Genomic DNA, 18,709 nt, shown 5'->3' on the forward strand with positions numbered 1-18,709 from the left:
TCGAGCTGGTGCTGACGGCGACGGACGGCGGCGGGCGGGTCGGCACGGCCAGCGTGCTGGTGCGGCCGCGGACGGTGAACCTGACGCTGGACACGTCGCCGAGCGGGCGGCAGGTGGTGCTGGGCGGTGAGCAGGCGACCGCGCCGATGATCCGGCAGGCGGTGGTTGGGGCGCACCTCGTGGTGCTGGCCCCCTCCCCGCAGAACGGCGCGACGTTCGTGTCGTGGTCGGATGGCGGCGCAGCGCAGCACGAGATCGTGGTCGGCGAGACCGACGCCACCCTCACGGCGGTCTTCAGCGATGGCGCAACGCCCACGCCGACCGGCCCCGTCACCACGACGGCGACGCCCACCGTCACGCCAACGACCGCGTCCGCCACCGACACCCCGACGGTGACCGTCACCCCGACCGCGACCTCCGGCAACCCCGGCAACCCGGGCAGCGGCCTGTTCAAGGCGGTCAACCTCGGCGGGGCGGCCGTCACCATCGACGGGCAGCTCTGGCAGTCCTACGCCGAAGCACTGGCAGACGGCCTGACCGTCTCCCCAGCCGTCAACAGCTGGGTCGGGACGTATCCGGTGGCGCTCCAACCTCCGCCGGATCCTGAGACGCGTACGGTTGTGCAGTCCGCCATCTGGCGCACCGTCTCCGGCGCGGGCCAGGGCTTCCAGCTTCGCCAGCCCATCCCCAACGGCAGCTACGACGTGTACGTCACGTTCGGCGAGAACTACCGAGACTACTACCGGGCGCTCGACGTGCGGCTGGAGGGTTCCACGGCGGCCACCAATCTCGGCAGCCTGCCGGTCGGCGGCTGGGCCAGGTACGGCCCCTACCGCACGACCGTCGCGGACGGCCTGCTCAACATCGACGTGGTGCGCGGTGCGCGCGGCGACCCGCACCTGATGGGCCTTGAGATCTACTACGCCACGTCGGCCGGTGCCACACCTACGCCGACCGTTACCCCGACACTGGATGCCAGCACGACGGCTACGGTGGTCACCCTGACCCCGACCCAGACGCCGACGCTGGTGGTCAACCCTGGCGGATCGAGCTACGCCCGAGGGATCAACCTGGGCGGGGCCTCGGTCACGCTCAACGGGCTGCGCTGGCACTCCTATGCCGAGGCGCTGGCAGACGGCCTGACCGTCTCAAGCGTCAACAGCTGGACCGGCGTCTATCCGAAGCCGCTCCAGCCAGCGCCGAGCGCCGAGGCTCGCCAGATCGTCGAGTCCGCCATCTGGCGCACCGTGTCTGGAACCGGTCAGGGCTTCCAGCTTCAGCAGTTCATCCCCAACGGCAGCTACGACATCTACGTCACCATGGGTGAGAACTACCGCGACAACTACCGGGCACTCGATCTTCGACTGGAGGGCGCCACCGCGGCGACCGATCTCGGCAGCCTGCCGGTCGGCGGCTGGGCCAGGTACGGCCCCTACCGCACGACGGTGACGGACGGCCTGCTCAACATCGACGTGGTGCGCGGTACGCGCGGCGATCCTCACCTGATGGGGCTGGAGATCTACGGCGCGGACAGCGGGGCGCCAACGCCCACGGTCAGCGTCGCCACGAGCCTGACGGCCACCCCGAGCGTCACGTCAACCCAGACCGTCACGTCAACCCAGACCGTCGCGCCAACCGTGGCGACCGCCACCGGCACGGCGACCGCCACGCTCACTGTGGCGACCTCGGCCACCCTCACGCCAGTGGCCACCCTCACGCCGACACTCGCCGAGACGCCGGTCAACCCGGGCGGTCCCGGTCCAGCTCCCGCCCTGTTCCGCGCCGTCAACCTCGGCGGGGTGTCGGTCACGCTGGCCGGGCAGCGGTGGCATGCCTACACCGAGGCCCTGGCCGACGGTTTGGCTGTCTCGCCGACCGTGAATAGCTGGACCGGGACGTACCCTGTCGCCCTGCAGCCGGCTCCGAGTGCTGAGGCCCGCCAGATCCTGCAATCCGCCATCTGGCGCACCGTCTCCGCGACCGGCCAGGGCTTCCAGCTCCAACAGGCGCTTCCGAGCGGCAACTACGAGGTCTACGTCACGATGGGCGAGAACTTCCGTGCCAACTACCGCTCGCTCGATCTCAGGTTGGAGGGGTACACGGCGGCGACCGGGCTTGGCGATCTGCCCCTGGGCGGCTGGCAGCGCTACGGGCCGTTCCCGGTCAAGGTGACAGATGGCGTCCTCAACATCGACGTGGTGCGCGGGCTTCGCGGTGATCCCCACCTGATGGGGCTGGAGATCTACAGCGTGGCGGGCGACGCGCCGCCCGCCATGGTCACCACCTCCGTGCCCGTCACCGCCACGCCCACGCCCCCGGTTGCGCCGACGGTGACCGTCACTGCGAGCGCCGCCGCGACCGTCGCGCCGACGCTCACGCCAACGCCGGCAGTCGCCGCGACGCCGACCCCGCCGGCAACCTCGACAGTTGCCCCGCCAACCCCGACATCAGTGCCGCCGACCCCAACATCCGCACCGCCGACGGCGACGCCAATTCCGCCCACCGACACGCCGGTGCTGCCGACTGCCACCCCGACCTCGCCGTCGCCGTAGCGCTTGCATCTCAGGGTGCAGGAGCAGCCGAGCCATTCCGCCTTCCCGCTCCCGCGCACAGGGTTCAGAGGGGGACAGTCTTGCGCTGGCGACCCCTGGTCGTCGCAGGTCGATACGCATCCGGACAGGTCATCCTGAGTACATGTCATCCTGAGTACATGTCATCCTGAGTACATGTCATCCTGAGTACATGTCATCCTGAGCTTGCGAAGGATCTCACCCGCTGATGTTCAAGCATCGCGTCAGCGGGTGAGATCCTTCACTTCACTCGCACGCTCGTTCCGTTCAGGATGACATGTACTCAGGATGACATGTACTCAGGATGACAGGGGAACTCGCAGACCTGACTGTGATTCTGCCGCTGGTCACGCCGTTGAAACTATCCGACCATGCGACCTGTGCGCGGGAGCAGGGACGACGCAAGCGCCGATCACGCCACGGCGGCGTTCCTATCGCAGGCGGTAGATCCGCGCGTAGTCCACGCCGCCAATCGTGACGACGGCTGCTGGCCGCTGATTCAGGAGCTGCCGGGGCGTCAGGCGGCGCTGCCGGGCGTGCACGTAGTCCACAAAGTAGTCGGCCTGGGCCAGTTGCCGATCCGACACCACTGGCCCAGGCGCGTGCGCGCCGAAGTTGACCCGCAACGGCGACCAGATCGCCGTGGTCACCGGTCGCCCGCCCGCCAGCTCGCGGATCTTCGCGCCGGCCACGTCCAGGCCGTCGCCCCACCCGACCGGGATCGCCTGCTCGGCGGTGCGCACCCCCCCGACCAGCGGATTGTAGGCTGCCAGCGGATAGCGCCCGGCCAGCAAGATCGGCCAGACCTGGACGGCAAACGCGACCAGCCCGGCCGCCAGCAGCCCGGCCGCCATGCCCGCCGGCTGGGCGGATACGCCCATCGCTCCGGCCGGTGCGCTCGTCGCTCCAGCCGGTGCGCCCGGCCGCGCTGCCCCGCGACGCAGCCGTGTCAGCCATGCGGGCAGTCTCCGGCCAAGCTCCAGCCAGCCGATGGCCGCCAGGATGCCGAGCACCGGCAACACCGGCAGCAGGTAGCGATCCACCTTCTTGGCAGCCACCGTCAGGAGCAGCAAGAACAGGGCGACGTACCCCACGAGCGGCCAGATCGCCCGCCGCGGTGGCACGGCCGCGCCGAACACGAACAGCAGGAGCAGGCCCAGCATCGTGGCGGGACCAATGCGCACCAGGAGCGCCACGGGGTAAAACAGCGGCCCCGGCTCCTCGACGGGTTGCCCGAGCAGGAAGTTGCCCGGAGCATGCGGCGTGTTCCCCAGGCTCACGCTGAACGCAATCGCCCGCACGACGGTGCTGACCGGCGCGAACCACGCCGCCGGCCAGACTGCCCAGATCACCAGCCCGGCGGCCAGCAGCCAGACGCCGCCGATCCGCACCGGCAGCAGCCACCAGCGGGCCGGGCTGCGCGCTCTCCAGGCCAGCCAGCCGGCCAGGAGCGCCAGCAGGGGGACCATCGGGCCGGCGAACAGCGCCGTCGTCTTGGTCAGGAACGCCAGCCCGAAGGCCGCCCCGCTCAGGATCGTCCAGCCGACCTCCGCACGAGCGTTGTAGCGGGAGCCGTCCGGCCGGCCGCTCGCCGTGCCGACCGGCAGGCTGCTCGCCGTCCTGATGCCCAGGCCGCACGCCAGCAGCAGCGCCAGCAACGACACGCTCAGCAAGCCGGACAGCAGCCCATCCATCCCGACGATGGGGCCGACGCCCGCCCAGAACGGCTCGGCCGTCAGGAGCAGGCCGGCCGTCAGCCCGATGGCCCGGCCCATGAGCCGCCCGACGAGCGCCGCCGCCAGCGCGACCAGCCCGGCTTGCAGCACGGCAAACGGCGCCCGCGCCCGTTCGAGCGCCGGCAAGAAATCAGGGACGGCGGTCACGTCAGCCGAGCCGCTGGCTCGCTCGAATGGCTGCGCGCGGCCGAGCCCCAGTGCAGCGGTCGTCAGCCACATCACGGTGACGCCCGGGTGACCGGTCAGGTAGGTGCGCTGCCAGGCGCCCATCGCCAGCCCGTGCGCGAACGTCCCAGTCCGGGCGATCCACTGATCCTCGTCCTCGGTGACCGCGCCGCCGAGGCCGATCAGCCGCGTCAGCAGCGCGGCTACGAAGACCAGGCCGAGCATGGCCGTGTACCAGCGGCCCCGCAATCCCGGCACGGACAACTCGGACACTGGCGCGCCGTCAGCATGCGCTGATGCATTCCCGGGCGACGCAATGATGACAGGAGCATGAAGGCCGGCGGGCACGGCGTCGCCCGTTTCCGCGATGCTTAGATCCGAGGGCTGCGCGCCGCTGGACGCGTGCCCACCTGACCCGTCAGGCTCCGATACGTGGCCCGCGCCGAACTGGATTCCCACTCCGCAATCGTATCACCCGCGCCGCGCGTCCCGAGCGTCTGGGATCGTCTTGGGCTGGCGAGCATGCCTGCCAGCCTGCTCTGCGTTCTGCTCCTGGCCTCCGTGGTGCGGGCGGCCGGCCTGCCAGTCGTCCAGGGCACGATGGGGCGCGACGAGGCCCGCCTGGCGCTCGCCGCGAAAGGCATCGTGGAGCACGGCCTCCCGATCCTGCCGGACGGCTTCCTCTACACGCGTGGCCTGCTCCCGGCCTACCTGAACGCGCTGACGTTCGTGACCGTTGGGCAGACGGATCAGGCGACTCGGCTCACGGACCTGATCTTCGCCACGCTGCTCGTCGCCTCGGTCTACTGGCTGGGCCGGCTGGCGGGCGGACACCGCCCGGCGATCGTCGCCGCCGCGATCGTCGCCTTCTCGCCGCCGCTGGTCTTGCAGGCCCGCGAGGCGTGGCTCTACTCGTCGTTCCTGTTCTGGCTCACGATGGCCCTCGGCTGGCTCGTGCGAGACCGGCCCGGTGACCGCCTGCGGGCCGGTCTGGCAGCCACGGCAGCGGTCTTCTCCCACGAGCTTGCGGTACTGCTCTTGCCGGCCGCGCTGCTGCTCGATCTGGGTCGCTGGTGGGAGGCACGCCGGCTGCGGCAGCGGGGCAGCCCCATCGCGCATCCGTGGCCGGCCTCCTGGCACGCCGTGCTGTTGTTCTGGGGCCTGGCACTGGGAAGCGTCACGATTGTCGGGCTGCTCTCGCTGGCGCTCCGCGCCCCGACCCTCGGCGGCTCGACCGGCGAGTTCCGCGAGTATCTGCGGCTGAGCCTGGACCCGCGCGGCGTCGAGCTGAGCCTGGGCATCCTGGGCGGCTGGCATGGCTGGCTGCTGCCAGCGGCGGCGCTGGCGCTGCCGCTTTCGCGCCCGGGCTGGCGGGCGCTGCTGGCTGGGCGCGGCGTCATGCCCTGCCTGCTGATGGTGCTGGCCGTGGTTGGCTTCAACAGCTTCGGGCTGGTGCGGCGCGGCGAGTCGCGTTACATGCTGGCAGCGCTGCCGTTCCTGGCCGTGGTCGCGGCGGCGGCTGTGGCCCGGGCCGGGCCAGTCATCGTCTCGGCGCTGGCCGGCGTCCGGCGGCTCGGGAAGGCGCGCCACCTAATCCAGATCGGGCTGCTCGTCGGGCTGCTGGTCTTCAGCCTGGACCCTGGCCGCCTGCTGGCCGATGCGCGCTCGCGGGCCGTCTCCAGCACCTGGGTCCAGGCGATGGCCGGCCGTCAGCCTGCGGACGTGGTGGTCAGCTTCGCCCCGACGCTGACCAGCCACTACCTCGGACGAACGGACTACTGGCTCCGCGGTGAAGGCTACGCGAAGTACGTCTGGGCAGACCGTACGCCCTTGCGGGACGTGCATACCGGGGCGACGGTCCTGCGGAACGTCGCGGAGGTCGAGCGACTCCTGCTCCAGCCGAACGCCGGACGGACCGTCTGGGTGGTCCTGGCCGGCGATCCTGCCGCCGAGACCTCCCGCGCGATGCGGGAGATGGCGCAGCAGTTGACGTCGTTCGCCGTCGAGATGCGCCGCCCGGGCGATGGCCGCGTCGTGCTGCGCATCCAGCTGTGAGCGAGATTCCCCTCACCCCCGGCCCCTCTCTTCCTACCATGGAGCCTCTCGGCTACGCGGCTCTCCACGGCCCTCAAGGGGAGAGGGGAGCAATCGGCGCGTACCTGCTGGCTAACCGAGGGTGTCCTTGACCTCGCGGATGCGCGCGATGTGCTCCGCTGGCCCCTTCAAGCCGCCGTTCATCGTGTTGATCGTGATGTGCGTCGCCCCGAGCGACTTCCACTCCTCGTAGGTGGCGCGCCAGTCGTCCGGAGCGCCGGTGCCGGCGTTGATGCGCGCCTCGATGCCGTACCCCTCCCACGGCTTCCCAGCCGCCTCGCGCCAGCCGCGCATCCGCTCCAGGGTCGCGGGCCAACCGCCCTCCAGTGGCCGCTGCGGGAAGAAGCCATCCGCCACCTCGGCGGCGCGCTTCAGGGCTGGTTCAGCCGAGCCGCCGATCCAGATCGGGATCGGGCGCTGGATCGGCAGCGGGTTGATGCCGGCCGCCGTCACCGTCTCGTACTGGCCGTTGTGGGTGAAGGCCGGCTCCTGCCAGTAGCGGCGCAGCAGCGCGATCTGCTCCTCGAAGCGCCGTGCCCGGTTCTTGAAGCTCATGCCCAGGCCTTCGTACTCGACCCAGTTCCACCCGATGCCGACGCCGAGGCGCAGCTTGCCGCCGCTCAGCACGTCGATCTCGGCGGCCTGCTTCGCCACGAGCGCTGTCTGCCGCTGCGGCAGGATCACGACGGCGGTCACCAGCTCCAGCTTCGGGGCGGCTGCCGCCACGTACCCGAAAAGCACGAAGACCTCGTGAAACATCGTCTCCGACGTGTACGGCCCGCTCCAGCCCGGATACGCCGAGGTGTCCGCGCCGAGCACGTGATCGTAGATCAGCAGGTGCTTGTAGCCAAGCCCCTCAGCCGTCTGCACGTACTCGCGGACGCCGCCGACGTCCGCGCCGATCTCGGTCTGCGGGAACGTCACTCCAATGGCGATCTGCCGGCCATCGCTCATGCGTCAATCCCTCCTTCGTAGGTCGTAGGTCGTAGGTCGTAGGTCGTAGGTCGTAGGTCGTAGGTCGTAGGTCGTAGGTCGTAGGTCGTAGGTCGTAGGTCGTAGATGTTGGTGAAAGCATGCAAGTTGCTGTTGTCATCCTGAGCGCAGCGAAGGACCTCACCCGCTGACGCGAACGTTGACGGTCGGCGGGTGACGCGAGGGTTGACGGTCAGCGGGAGGGGCGCACGATGACGGTCAGCGGGTGAGGTCCTTCGCTGCGCTCAGGATGACAATTGTGAGTCGCGAGCTTACATTCCCACGATCCACGATCCACGATCCACGATCCACGATCCACGATCCACGTCTCGTCAGATGACGGTGTTCTCCAGGACGCCGATCCCTTCGATCTCCATGCGGATCCGGTCGCCGGGCTGGAGCCACACCTGCGGATGCAGCCCCAGGCCCACGCCGGCCGGCGTGCCCGTGGCGATGATATCGCCCGGCTCCAGCGTGAGCTGCTGGGTCAGGAAGGCGATGATGGCGGGTACGTCGAAGATCAGCGTGTGGGTGTTGCCGTTCTGGCGCAGCTGACCGTTGATCCAGGTCCGCAGTTGGAGGTGGCTCGGATCGGGGATCTCGTCGGCGAGCGCCAGGCAGGGGCCGAACGGCGCTGAGCTGTCGAAGTTCTTCCCGAGGATGATGCCGCCGTCCTTGCCAAGCTGAAGGTCGCGTGCGCTCACGTCGTTCATGATCGTGTAGCCGGCGACGTAGCCCAGCGCCTCCTCACGCGGGACCGACTTCGCTCGTTTCCCGATCACCACCGCCAGCTCGATCTCGTAGTCGAGCTGCTCGGTGGTGGGCGGCCGGACAATCGGATCGTTCGGGCCGACGATGCAGCTTGGCGCTTTGAGGAAGACGCTGGGCCAGCGCGGCAGCGCACGGCCGGCCTCGGCAGCATGGTCGGCGTAGTTGACGCCGATGCAGACGATCTTCGGCGGGCGCGCGATCGGCGCGAGCAGCGTCACCGCGTCGAGTGGCGTGGCCGCACCGCCCTGCGCGGCGGCGCGGGCGCGGTCCAGTGTTTCGGGACCGCCCTGAATCAGGCCGAGGACATCGGCAGGCAGACCTGGATCGGCGGCGAGCAGGTCGACAACGCCATGCTCGGTCAGGGCCCCGGCGCGCGCTGCGCCCGTCTGCTGACGGTAGGTTACCAGACGCATCCCAGTCCTCCCGGCGGCCGTCATTGGCCGCGTCGCTGACACGCCGGGACTATGCGTCAGAACCGGCCGGCTGTCAATGCTCGGCCATGTTGCAGCATCGCAGGCGCACGGGCACACGCGCGGGCCATCCCACGCCTCCTCGCCCAGCCTCCCCCTCATGCTCCCGCGGCGTCGCAGAATCGAACAGCCCTACGCGTGATTGGAACCTGCTTCCTCGCCGCATGCACACCACGTGCATCCTCCAATCCGGCCGCCCAGCGCGACCTCGCGGCGCTGCGCTCTTCCGTGATGACCGGCCGGTGTGCGGATGCACCGACTGTTCCGCGCGTATTCCGGGCGAGCGCGTACAGATGCCTGGCGCGGCATGTGCAGAGGCTGCACAGTCAGCAGCCCTGACAGAAGGAAGCGCCATGGCAACCAACTCTCCCTTTCCGATGAACGCGCAGATGCGTGAGGTGATCGAAGCACATCAGAAGACGCCCGTTCCGTCCGTCGAGAACCTGCCGGCAAAGGTGGCGCGGATGGGTCCGACGCCCGCGACGGCGGCTGCCGCCGTCGCGAAGAAGCGCGGCCTTGCCACGGCTCCAGAGGCCATAGGCTTCGTGGAAGACATCAAGATCCCGGCCCCGAGTGGTGACCTGCCAGCCCGCATCTACACGCCCGATGGAACGGGACCGTTTCCGGTGCTGGTCTACTTCCACGGCGGCGGCTGGGTCCTTGCCGACCTGGATACCTATGACGCGTCTGCGCGGGCGCTCACGAACGCTGCGCGGTGCATCGTCGTGTCGGTCCATTATCGGCAGGCGCCGGAGCACAAGTTTCCGGCGGCCGCCGAGGACGCCGACTTCGCATTCCAGTGGGCCCAGCGAAACGCCGCCTCATTCAAGGGCGATCCGAACCGTGTCGCCGTGGGCGGCGAGAGCGCCGGCGGCAACCTCGCGACGGGCGTCGCGCTGCAGGCTCGCGAGCGCGGCGGCCCGATGCCGATCCACCAACTCCTGGTGTACCCGGTCACCGTCCACGCGTTCGATTCGCCGTCGTACCAGCAGTATGCGGACGCACAGCCGCTGAATGCGCCGATGATGCACTGGTTCTGGGAGCAGTACCTGGAGAACGATGCCGACGGGCAGAGCCCGCTGGCCTCCCCGCTGCTGGCGGCCGATCTCTCAGGGCTTCCCCCGGCGACGGTCATCCTGGCGGAGATCGATCCGCTCCGCTCGGAGGGCGAAGCGTACGCAGCCCGGCTGCAGCAGGCCGGCGTGCCGACCACGGTGACCATCTACCCGGGAGTGACCCACGAGTTCTTTGGGATGACGGCCGTGGTCGACGAGGCGAAGCGTGCCGTGGCGGAAGCGGCGGCAGGGCTGACCGAGTCGTTCGGCGGGAACGCGTCGCCGTCGGCGACTGCCCGGCGGCGTGTCGGGCCGGCGGACCGCGCCTACGCGGCAGGCCCAAACGAGCGGATCCCGACTCCAGCCTCCGCCGCACCCGGTGTCCGCTCGGCTGCCGAGACCGGGAGCCGGATGACCGTTGGCATGGAGGTCTTCGGCGCGGACGGCGAGCGTGTTGGGCAGGTTAAGGAGATCCGCGATACGGACTTTCTGGTGGACCGTCCGATGGCCCGGGACATCTACGTCCCCTTTGACGCCGTCTCACAGACCGGACCAGATATCCGCCTGAGCGTGACCGCCCACGACGTGGGCGAGCGTGACTGGCCGCGCTCCAGCCTGATCTAAGCCAGAGCCACGGTGAAACCTCCATAGCACGCGTCGGAGGTAAGCGGTACGGGTGCGGCGTCGGGCGCTGCCGGGTCTGCTGATCCCGTGAGCGCCCTCTGCGCCGCTCACCCCACGGGCGTCAGGCAGGCAGCTTCCTGCCGCGGCAAGGGCCGTGCCGCGCCTGCCCGCAGGGCCAGGGCGTAGCGAGACTTCGAGAAGTCGGCGACCTCGCAGCCGTCAAGGGCCGGCAGCAGCCACGAGGGCGCCCCACGCCGGCACTTGACCTCGACGACCACGCCGTCCAGCCGCGCGAGGCGCGCACCGACTTCCAGGGGGTGGGCAGGCTCGACGGCATGAAACGCCAGGTCGCGGTCGAGCGTGACGCGCAGGCCGGGCCACTCGAACGCCACGCGGCGGCAGCGCACGGCAAACAGCGCCACCAGCGGGTCCGCGCCAACCAGCCGGCGGGCCGTCCGCCAGCGACGGGCGCCATCCAGCGTCTCCACGACCTCGTCCGGGGACATCGGGCAGCGCCACTTCTCGACGTTGGCATCCTCGCGCCGCTTCAGCTCGAACCACCACGTCGCGGGGTCCTGGTAGCTGCGGGCGCGCAGCTTGGTCTGGGAGCGTCCCTGGCTCCAGGTGCCCTTGGGCGTGTCGAAGTAGACCGTCGTGATCTCGGTCTCAGGGCGTCCTGGGATGTACTCGGCGGGGCGGCCGCGCGACCGCAGCAGCGCGTCGAGCGCCCCGACGTCTGACAGGATGAAACGGCGTTCGCGGGTCTTGATGCGGAGTCGAATCGCGCTCAACCGTGTCATCGTCTTCGGCCGCGCAGCATACCTCGGCCGCCCAGCGAGGCACCACCACATGACGGCATCTCCTGCCAGGGCGATTGCATGTGCGGTGGAGTTCTCAGAACGCCATCAACCCCCGACGACGCTGCGCGACGCGCCCAACGTGCAATCGCCCTGCAGACGCCCCGCCCAACCTGGCCAGCGACGCGCGTCTGACGCTACCGATTCCCCCCGCTCACCACCCGCACCGACGTCGCCTGGAGCGTATTGTCCGGGCCGACGACGCCCGTGGCGATGATGTTCGCGCCCACCGTGACGGCCGAGGCATCAGACGGGACCGCCTTGAGGATCTCGACGCCGGCTGGCACCGTGATCGTCGTCGTCTCCGAGCCGGTGTTCAGCAGCAGGCCGCCGAACTGGAGCGTGACGACTGACCCAAACGTCGTGATCTGCCCCGTCCGCGAGCCGACAATCGGGGCCATGCCCGGGCGCGGCATGGTTGGCCCCGTGGCGTACAGACGGATGGTCGTGGCCGGACCGCCGGGCGTTTGGACGATGCCGACGAACTGGCCGGGCTTGAGATCGGTCGGCGAGCCGACGGCGTCGCGATCCGTGCGGGCACGGTCCGCCAGCTTGAAGTTGGCCGTACCGGTCGCCGTCCTGACGGTCACCACCGGACCGACGATACCCTCGACCTTGCCGCTGATGGTGGCCGTGTCCGGATCCTTGTCATCGTCCGTGAGCGCCAGGGCGTTCGCGCTCTGCCGGGCGTTCGGGCCGGCCGTCGCGCCAAGGCCCGTACCCAGACTCAGGCGCGGGGCGGGCGTCGGCGCGGCCGCCCCGCTGCCCGGCTTCGCCGCTGGCGTGGCCGGCCCGATCATCGGGCCACCCTGCTGGAGGAGCGGTCCGGCGCCCGGAGCTGGCGGCTTCGGGCCGGCGATGGCCGGTGCGTCGGGCTTTGCAGCAGCAGCGGCCAGCGCCGGAGCAGCCGCGCCGGGCGCTCCGGCAGCCGCGCCATGGCCGCCACCAGTCACCTGGAAGCCAGCGCTCGCCCCGATACCGGTCATGCGCTCGTATTCGAGGGGGAACTGCGCGACCGCCCGGTTCTCGCCATCAGTGTGGACCCACTGGCTGCCCTGCTGCGCGACCGGGACGTACTCGGCAGGGGCGTGGAGGTCGCCGCCGATCTGGACATCGTCGGCTGGCGTGTAGTGGCTGTCCGGATGCACCCGTGGACTCGTGCTGCGTTCAAACGGGGTGTACCCTCCGTGCCCAGACTCGCGTGGGTCGATGTAGACGATCTCCTCCCTGGCGCAGGCCGAGAGGAGGAGCACCGCCGCCGCCGTCACGCCGAGCACACGGAGCTGTGCCGAGCGCCACGCGCCCGATCGCAGCCGTGGCTGCGATCCGATGCGCCGGGCGCGCATCAGTGGCCCCCGGCGGGCGCCTTGGCCGCTGCGCCCTCGCCGATGGGCTGCACGTGGCCGTCGAGCCACATCAGCAGCAGCTCAACGTCGATGTTCGGCTGCTTCTTGGCAACGGCGGCCTTGAAGTCCGTCATCACCTTGGTGTGGATCTCGGTCTCTTCGTCGGGCAGCTTGCCATAGTCCTTGCCGAACACCAGCTTGAACGCGCCGCAGTCGCGGTGATTCACGGCGATGACCCGCTTGACGCTGTGCAGCTTGATCGCCAGATCCAGGTGGTTCCAGAACGTGTCGGCCCAGGCCGGGTACTTGTCTGTCGCCACGCCGAGCGTCGCGCCGGCCAGGATCATCTGGTCGTACTTGTTGACGAGGCCGTGCTCGTTGAGCAGGAAGCCGACCTCGTTGACGAGGCGGAAGTCCATGCAGGTGAGCACCAGCGCCTCGACGTTGCCGCCGGCGGCGAACAGCGATGGCGTCTTGATGAGGGAGAAGTTCAGGCCCGTGGTGACCAGGGCGGCAGCGCCGGCGGTGCCAGCCAGCTCGAGGAAACGGCGGCGGCCGAAGCCGCGACGCGGGGTGACGAGACCAGACTCGGGATGTGGAGCGGACACAGCAATAGCCTCCCCCGGCAGAGCGATGCAGAGATGTCGTCAAGGAAGCAGGCGGCCGGCACGCGTTCAGGTCAGAACGCCGGACCCTGGTCGGATCTCGCACGCCTCGAAATCCGAGCCTCTATCCCTGAGAACGCGCAACGGTCAGACAAAGGGCCGTATATTCGCGCGTTTTTGCACGCTTCTGCACGGATCGTCTCACGCCCGGGTGCGTGAGCGCCCATGCGCTCGCCTTCTTGCGCCGCGGCCCACGGGCGGCCCGCTGTGCTGGCGGCTCAGGGTGCTGGCGCGGCGCCTTCGTCGTCCGTCTCGTCGTCGCCGCCCGTGGGCACATCCCGCGCTGACATGATGCTGAACGGCCCCTGGTAGACCCAGGCGAACGGCACGCCGTTGACCGTCGCCGTGAAGACCGGCTCGCTGCTGGCCATCGCCTGGCGGACGGGGATCGGCACCGTGTTCCGCTGCACCATGTTGACGTAGACCACGTAGTAGTCGACCGGCTGGGCGGCCGGCACGCGCACGGTGCGCCCGCCGAAGGCCAGCCGCAGAACGTGGTGGTACTGGGTGGACACGCTGACGCGGCGCGCGTTCGGCAGGGCGTTCAGGTAGGCGGCCGTCTGCTCCAGCCCCTCCCCCCACCCGACCATCAGCGTCTGGCGGGCGGTGGCCGTGCCGCCGAGCAGCGGGTTGTACGCCGCCAGCGGGTACGGGTACGCACTGGCGAGCCAGAGTCCCTGCCCGAGCACCGCCACCACGACGACAGCCACCCCGAGTCTGGGCGCCAACTGGGCGGCCAGCGCACAGACGCCGACGCCGCCGAGGACCGTCAGCACGCCAATGGCCGGCAGCATGTAGCGGTCGAACTTCTTGGAGCCGATGGCCATGACGTCCAGGAAGACCACGACGAAGGTCAGCAGCCAGAGCACGGCGCGGCCCCGTGGCAGCTTCCGCATCACTCCGAGAGCGCCGAGCAGCAGCAGGCCCACGCTGGCGACCGGCCCGAGCCGCAGCAGGATGGCGACCGGGTAGAACAGCAGGCCGGGGTCGCCGGTGGTCGGCTGGCCCAGGAAGTAGGTGGGCCAGAGGTGTGGCGCGCCGCCGAGCGTCACGGCGAAGCGCGCCACGGCGGTCAGCACCTCCACGGGCTGCACCCAGACAGCCGGCCAGAGGGCGGCGTAGACCGCCAGCAGGCCCAGCCCCCAGAGGATCGGCGGGAGCCACGCTCGCCAGTGGCGCAGAGGGCTGATACGCCACGGACGGACGACTACCAGCCAGAGGATGCCGACGAACGGCAGCAGGCTGACGGCCGGCGCTTTGGTGAGCAGCGCCAGCCCGCCGGTCACGCTGGAGAGCAGCAGGAACGGCCAGCGGCGATCTTGCAGCCAGTAGATCAGCGCAGAGAGCACGGCGACGAGCAGGAACGGGGTGAGCAGGGCGTCGACGTGGAGCAGGCGCGTCATGCCGACGGTGTACGGATCGGCGGCCAGCAGCAGGCCGCCGATCAGGCCGGGCGTCCCTAGCAGCCGGCCGGCCAGGGCTGTCACGACCCCGAACAGCGTGGCAGCGAGGAGCGCGATGGCGACGCGGCCAGCGCTCATCAGCCGTTCTGCGCCCGGCGCGCTCTCCAGGGCCGGGGCGCTGATGGACTGCGGCCCGGCGTAGAACCTGACGGCCCCTGGCCCCATCCCCACGACGCCGGTCCACATCACGGTGACGCCCGGGTGGCCGCTGCGGTAGGTGTTGGCCCAGGCGCCGGTCAGGACGGCATCGCCAAAGCGGACGGTCCGCTGGAGCCAGTAGCCCTCGTCCGAAGTGTAGGCGAGGTTCAGCCCATTGAGGCGCGCCAGCAGCCCCAGCAGCACGCAGAGCGCCCCGACGACGACGGGATCCCGCAGGAGACGCAATGTGACCTCACGCCGGTGCCCCGTCGGGATGACCTCACCCCCCGGAGAGCCCTCAGGGGTGGGGTCACTTGACGCTGGTTCAGTCACGGGAGGCGGCGTCGAGGAAATCCGCCAGGTGTACGGCTTTCGTCTTCGAGCCGCGCTTCTCGAGGCCGGCCCGCAACTGGATCAGGCAGCCGGGATTGGCGCTCACCACGACATCCGCGCCCGTCTGATCGACGTTCTCCACCTTGTTCGCGCCGAGCCGCTCGGCCATCTCTGGCTCGGTCAGGTTGTAGATGCCGGCGCTCCCGCAGCAGCGGTCGCCGTCGCGCATCTCCACGAGGTTGACCCCGACGATGGACGTGAGCACATCGCGCGGCTGCTGGTGGACCCGCTGCGCGTGCAGCAGGTGGCAAGCATCCTGGTAGACGACCTTCGCATTCAGCGCCGGTGGCGCGCCCTCCTGGGGCAGGGCGGCCATCGCCTCGCTGAAGTCGCGGACGCGGGCGCTGAATGCCTGCGCGCGCTCGGCCCAGACAGGGTCATGCTCCAGCAGCTCGCCGTACTCCTTGAGCGCCGCGCCGCAGCCGGCCGCGTTCACCACGACCCACTCGGCATCCGACTGCTCGAAGGCGGCGATGTTCTTCCGCGCGAAATCCTTGGCCTGCTCGCGCTCGCCGGAGTGGATGTGGAGCGCGCCGCAGCAGATCTGCTCCTCGGGCATGTCCACCTGGCAGCCGGCCCGCGAGAGCACGCGGACGGTGGCCCGGTTCGTCTCGGCAAACGCCACCCGCATGATGCAGCCGGCGAAGAACGCCACCCGTTTGCGAAGCGCCCCGCGCGGCGGGACGCTCCCCTTCGGCTCGAAGAAGCGGGAGGAGATGCGCGGCAGGAGCGCCTCGGCCTCGTCGAGCTTGCCGGGCAGCCGCTTGAGCAGGCCCGTCGCCCGGACCAGCTGTTGCAGCCCGGTCCGCTGGTAGGCCCGCAAGAAGCCGGCGAAGAGGGCCAGCCGCTCGGGGTAGGGGAACAGCTGCTTGAAGACCAGCCACCCCAGCACCTTGGCGAAGCCGGTGCGCGGACGCCGGGCCTGGATCTCGGCGCGGGTCGCCTCCATCAGATAGCCGTACTTGACGCCGGTCGGGCAGGCGGCCTCGCAGGCGCGGCAGTCCAGGCAGAGCGACATGTGCTCGACAAAGGTATCCGTCGCCTCGACCCGCCCCTCGCCGAGGGCGCGCATCAGGTGGAGCCGCCCGCGCGGGGAGGCCGTCTCGACGCGCAGCTCGCGGAAGGTCGGACAGTGGGGGAGGCAGAGGCCGCAGTGGACGCAGGCCCCCATCGCCGCGTCAGACGGCGGGTCGGGAATGGTGAAGCCCGCCGCGGGGCCGGTCGTCGTCATGCGTGTGCTCCGAGGTTGTGGGTCATCGATCGTGGATCGTAGGAAACGTGGCCGGCGGCCCCCTCACCCCCGGCCCCTCTCCCTCCAGGGACGAGGGGCGCCGACACGGGCGTGGCCGTCAACCACTGATTGCTGACAACTGACAACTCGCCTCAGACCCAGGTGTCCGGGCCGATGGCCGCGCCGATCCCGATCGGGATGGCGACCTTCGCGGTCTCGGCTCCTGGGTCGGGGAGGACTTTGCCGGGGTTGAAGAGGCCCGTCGAGTTGAAGGCGTCGCGCACCAGGGCCATCTTCTCCAGATCGTGCGGCGTGAAGATCAGCGGCATGTACTTCCGCTTCTCCAGCCCGACGCCGTGCTCGCCGGTGATGGTGCCGCCGGCCTCGACGCACGCCTCCACCAGCTCGTCGTGGGCGGCCTCGACGCGCGGGATGATGCCCTCCTCCAGGGCGTCGAAGGCGATGATCGGGTGCAGGTTGCCGTCGCCGATGTGGGCGACCGTCATCACGTTCACGCCGTACCGGATGCCGAGCTGCCGGACCGTCCCAAGGACATCGGCCAGCTTGGAGCGTGGCACCGTGCCGTCGCACAGGTAGTAGTTGGGGGCGACGCGGCCACAGGCGGCCAGCGCGCCCTTGCGGGCGGCCCAGAGCTTGTCGCGCTCGGCCTGGGTGCCCGCGTACTGGACGACCATCGAGCCGGGCGTCTCCTCGCAGATGCGGCGTACCAGCACTTCCTGCTCTTCGACCGCTTCCGGCAGCCCCTCGACGTCCACCAGGAGGATCGCCCCGGCGCCCGGCGGGTAGCCGACGTGGAACGCGGCTTCGAGCGCCTGGATCGACGGCTCGTCCATCAGCTCCAGTGCGCCCGGCACCACCCCTGCCGCCACCAGCGCCGAGACGGCTGCGCCAGCCGCCTCGATGGTCTCGTAGGCGGCCAGGAAGGTCACCGTGACGGGCGGCGCGATCAGCAGCCGCACCCAGGCCTGCGTCACGACGCCGAAGGTGCCCTCCGAGCCGACCGCCAGCCCGACGAGGTCGTAGCCGGGCGCGTCGGGCGCGGGGCCGCCGAGCGTGCAGAGCAGGCCGTCCCGCGTGACCAGCTCCAGCCCGACGATGTGGTTCGTCGTCATGCCGTGCGAGAGGCAGTGCGGCCCGCCCGAGTTCTCGGCAATGTTGCCGCCGATGGTGCTGGTCTTCTGGCTGGACGGGTCCGGCGCGTAGTAGAGGCCGAGCGGCGTGACGGCGGTGGTCAGGTCGAGGTTGATGAGGCCCGGCTGCACGAGCGCCAGCCCGTTGTCGGGGTCCACCTTCAGGATGCGGTGCATGCTGTTGAGGTCCACCACGAGGCCGCCGCGCACGGGGATCGTGCCGCCGCTCAGGCCGCTCGCGCCGCCCCGCGCGGTGATGGCGAGCCGCTCGCGGACGGCAAGCTGCACCACGGCGGCCAGTTGCTGGCCGGTGGTGGGGCGGATCACCGCCTCAGGCAGGGCGCGGTCCATGTAGGCGTCGTACTCGTAGACGAGCAAGTCCTCGTAGCGGGTGAGGACGCCGTCAGGTCCGAGGATCTCGCGCAGCTGGGAGATGATGCGGGCCGGGAGGGCGGTGCGAGCTCCGCCCTCGGCGCTCGCAGGCCCGGAAGCCATCGGTCGCGCGCTCCTGTGGCGTGGAGATTCCACGCGTGGGGTTCTCTCACTGGCGAGTATACGTCAGCGCCGCACGGGACAGCGGGCATCCGCCCCCTCTCCCCAGGGCGATCGCATGTTGATGTTGTCGTGCGGCCTCGTCGGGGCTTGAAAGCCCCGCCTACACTCCTGCAGTCGCTGCGCGACGCTCCAGGCTCGCCAGCCCCAGCCGTTCCCTGCGTCCGTCGCGCAGCGACGGCGTGACTGTAGGCGGGGACTTCAGTCCCCGACGAGGTCGCAGGACGTGCTCGTCATGCCATCGCCCTGATGCTGCTACCAGTGCAATCGTATGTTGAGCGCGTCGTGCGGCGGCGTCGGGGCTTGAAAGCCCCGCCTACCATCCTGCTGTCGCTGCGCGACGCTCCAAGCTCGCCAGCCCCAGCCGTTCCCTGCGTCCGTCGCGCAGCGACGGTGTGACTGTAGGCGGGGACTTCAGTCCCCGACCGACCGTTCCATGATGCTTCGGGTACACCA

Annotated in this window: 12 protein-coding genes; 3 read left to right on the forward strand and 9 right to left on the reverse strand. The window is 70.2% G+C overall.

Features of this window, described 5'->3' with window-relative positions; all coding sequences use genetic code 11:
- Positions 1-2,552: hypothetical protein (locus IT306_10930; GenBank protein MCC7368929.1), on the forward strand; the 2,552-nt coding region annotated here is incomplete at its 5' end.
- 449 nt (positions 2,553-3,001) lie between these two features.
- Here IT306_10930 and IT306_10935 read toward each other — a convergent pair.
- A complete protein-coding gene (locus IT306_10935) occupies positions 3,002-4,744 on the reverse strand; it encodes a hypothetical protein (protein ID MCC7368930.1) in 1,743 nt (580 codons plus the stop codon).
- A 249-nt stretch (positions 4,745-4,993) separates the two neighbouring features.
- Between IT306_10935 and IT306_10940 the strand changes: the two genes are divergently transcribed.
- On the forward strand, positions 4,994-6,526 hold the full coding sequence (locus tag IT306_10940) for a glycosyltransferase family 39 protein (protein ID MCC7368931.1): 1,533 nt from the start codon (positions 4,994-4,996) through the stop codon (positions 6,524-6,526).
- A gap of 111 nt (positions 6,527-6,637) precedes the next feature.
- On the opposite strand, the gene IT306_10945 is transcribed toward IT306_10940, so the two are convergent.
- Positions 6,638-7,501 carry an LLM class F420-dependent oxidoreductase gene (locus tag IT306_10945; GenBank protein ID MCC7368932.1) on the reverse strand — a complete coding sequence of 288 codons (864 nt, stop codon included), beginning with the start codon at positions 7,499-7,501 and terminating at the stop codon, positions 6,638-6,640.
- Positions 7,502-7,869: 368 nt separating this feature from the next.
- On the reverse strand, positions 7,870-8,721 hold the full coding sequence (locus IT306_10950; GenBank protein ID MCC7368933.1) for a fumarylacetoacetate hydrolase family protein: 852 nt from the start codon (positions 8,719-8,721) through the stop codon (positions 7,870-7,872).
- 350 nt (positions 8,722-9,071) lie between these two features.
- Between IT306_10950 and IT306_10955 the strand changes: the two genes are divergently transcribed.
- The gene (locus IT306_10955; protein ID MCC7368934.1) at positions 9,072-10,457 is read left to right on the forward strand and encodes an alpha/beta hydrolase fold domain-containing protein; all 1,386 of its coding nucleotides are present in this window, start codon (positions 9,072-9,074) and stop codon (positions 10,455-10,457) included.
- Between the two features lie 107 nt (positions 10,458-10,564).
- Here IT306_10955 and IT306_10960 read toward each other — a convergent pair whose 3' ends face one another.
- The 6 genes from IT306_10960 to IT306_10985 all read right to left on the reverse strand — a co-directional run bounded on the left by IT306_10960 (position 10,565) and on the right by IT306_10985 (position 18,196).
- A complete protein-coding gene (locus tag IT306_10960) occupies positions 10,565-11,248 on the reverse strand; it encodes a VTC domain-containing protein (protein MCC7368935.1) in 684 nt (227 codons plus the stop codon).
- Between the two features lie 203 nt (positions 11,249-11,451).
- Positions 11,452-12,660: a hypothetical protein gene (locus tag IT306_10965; protein MCC7368936.1), complete on the reverse strand. Its 1,209-nt coding sequence runs from the start codon at positions 12,658-12,660 to the stop codon at positions 11,452-11,454.
- On the reverse strand, positions 12,660-13,268 hold the full coding sequence (locus IT306_10970; GenBank protein ID MCC7368937.1) for a hypothetical protein: 609 nt from the start codon (positions 13,266-13,268) through the stop codon (positions 12,660-12,662). Before IT306_10970 ends, IT306_10965 begins: the two co-directional genes overlap by 1 nt.
- 275 nt (positions 13,269-13,543) lie before the next feature.
- Positions 13,544-15,172, reverse strand: a complete 1,629-nt coding sequence (locus IT306_10975) for a hypothetical protein (GenBank protein MCC7368938.1) — start codon at positions 15,170-15,172, stop codon at positions 13,544-13,546.
- Positions 15,173-15,251: 79 nt separating this feature from the next.
- Complete coding sequence (locus IT306_10980) at positions 15,252-16,550, reverse strand: (Fe-S)-binding protein (GenBank protein MCC7368939.1); 1,299 nt, start codon at positions 16,548-16,550, stop codon at positions 15,252-15,254.
- A 152-nt stretch (positions 16,551-16,702) separates the two neighbouring features.
- The gene (locus IT306_10985; protein ID MCC7368940.1) at positions 16,703-18,196 is read right to left on the reverse strand and encodes an FAD-binding protein; all 1,494 of its coding nucleotides are present in this window, start codon (positions 18,194-18,196) and stop codon (positions 16,703-16,705) included.
- Between the last annotated feature and the right edge of the window lie 513 nt (positions 18,197-18,709).

The sequence above is a fragment of the Chloroflexota bacterium genome (assembly GCA_020850535.1).
Classification (GTDB): Bacteria; Chloroflexota; UBA6077; order UBA6077; family JACCZL01; genus JADZEM01.

Bases quoted from the DNA above. Each gene is read 5' to 3' on its own strand.
- IT306_10965 (MCC7368936.1), bottom strand. From the start codon at position 12,660: ATGCGCGCCCGGCGCATCGGATCGCAGCCACGGCTGCGATCGGGCGCG.
- IT306_10950 (MCC7368933.1), bottom strand. From the start codon at position 8,721: ATGCGTCTGGTAACCTACCGTCAGCAGACGGGCGCAGCGCGCGCCGGG.
- IT306_10985 (MCC7368940.1), bottom strand. From the start codon at position 18,196: ATGGCTTCCGGGCCTGCGAGCGCCGAGGGCGGAGCTCGCACCGCCCTC.
- IT306_10980 (MCC7368939.1), bottom strand. From the start codon at position 16,550: ATGACGACGACCGGCCCCGCGGCGGGCTTCACCATTCCCGACCCGCCG.
- IT306_10940 (MCC7368931.1), top strand. From the start codon at position 4,994: ATGCCTGCCAGCCTGCTCTGCGTTCTGCTCCTGGCCTCCGTGGTGCGG.
- IT306_10955 (MCC7368934.1), top strand. From the start codon at position 9,072: ATGCCTGGCGCGGCATGTGCAGAGGCTGCACAGTCAGCAGCCCTGACA.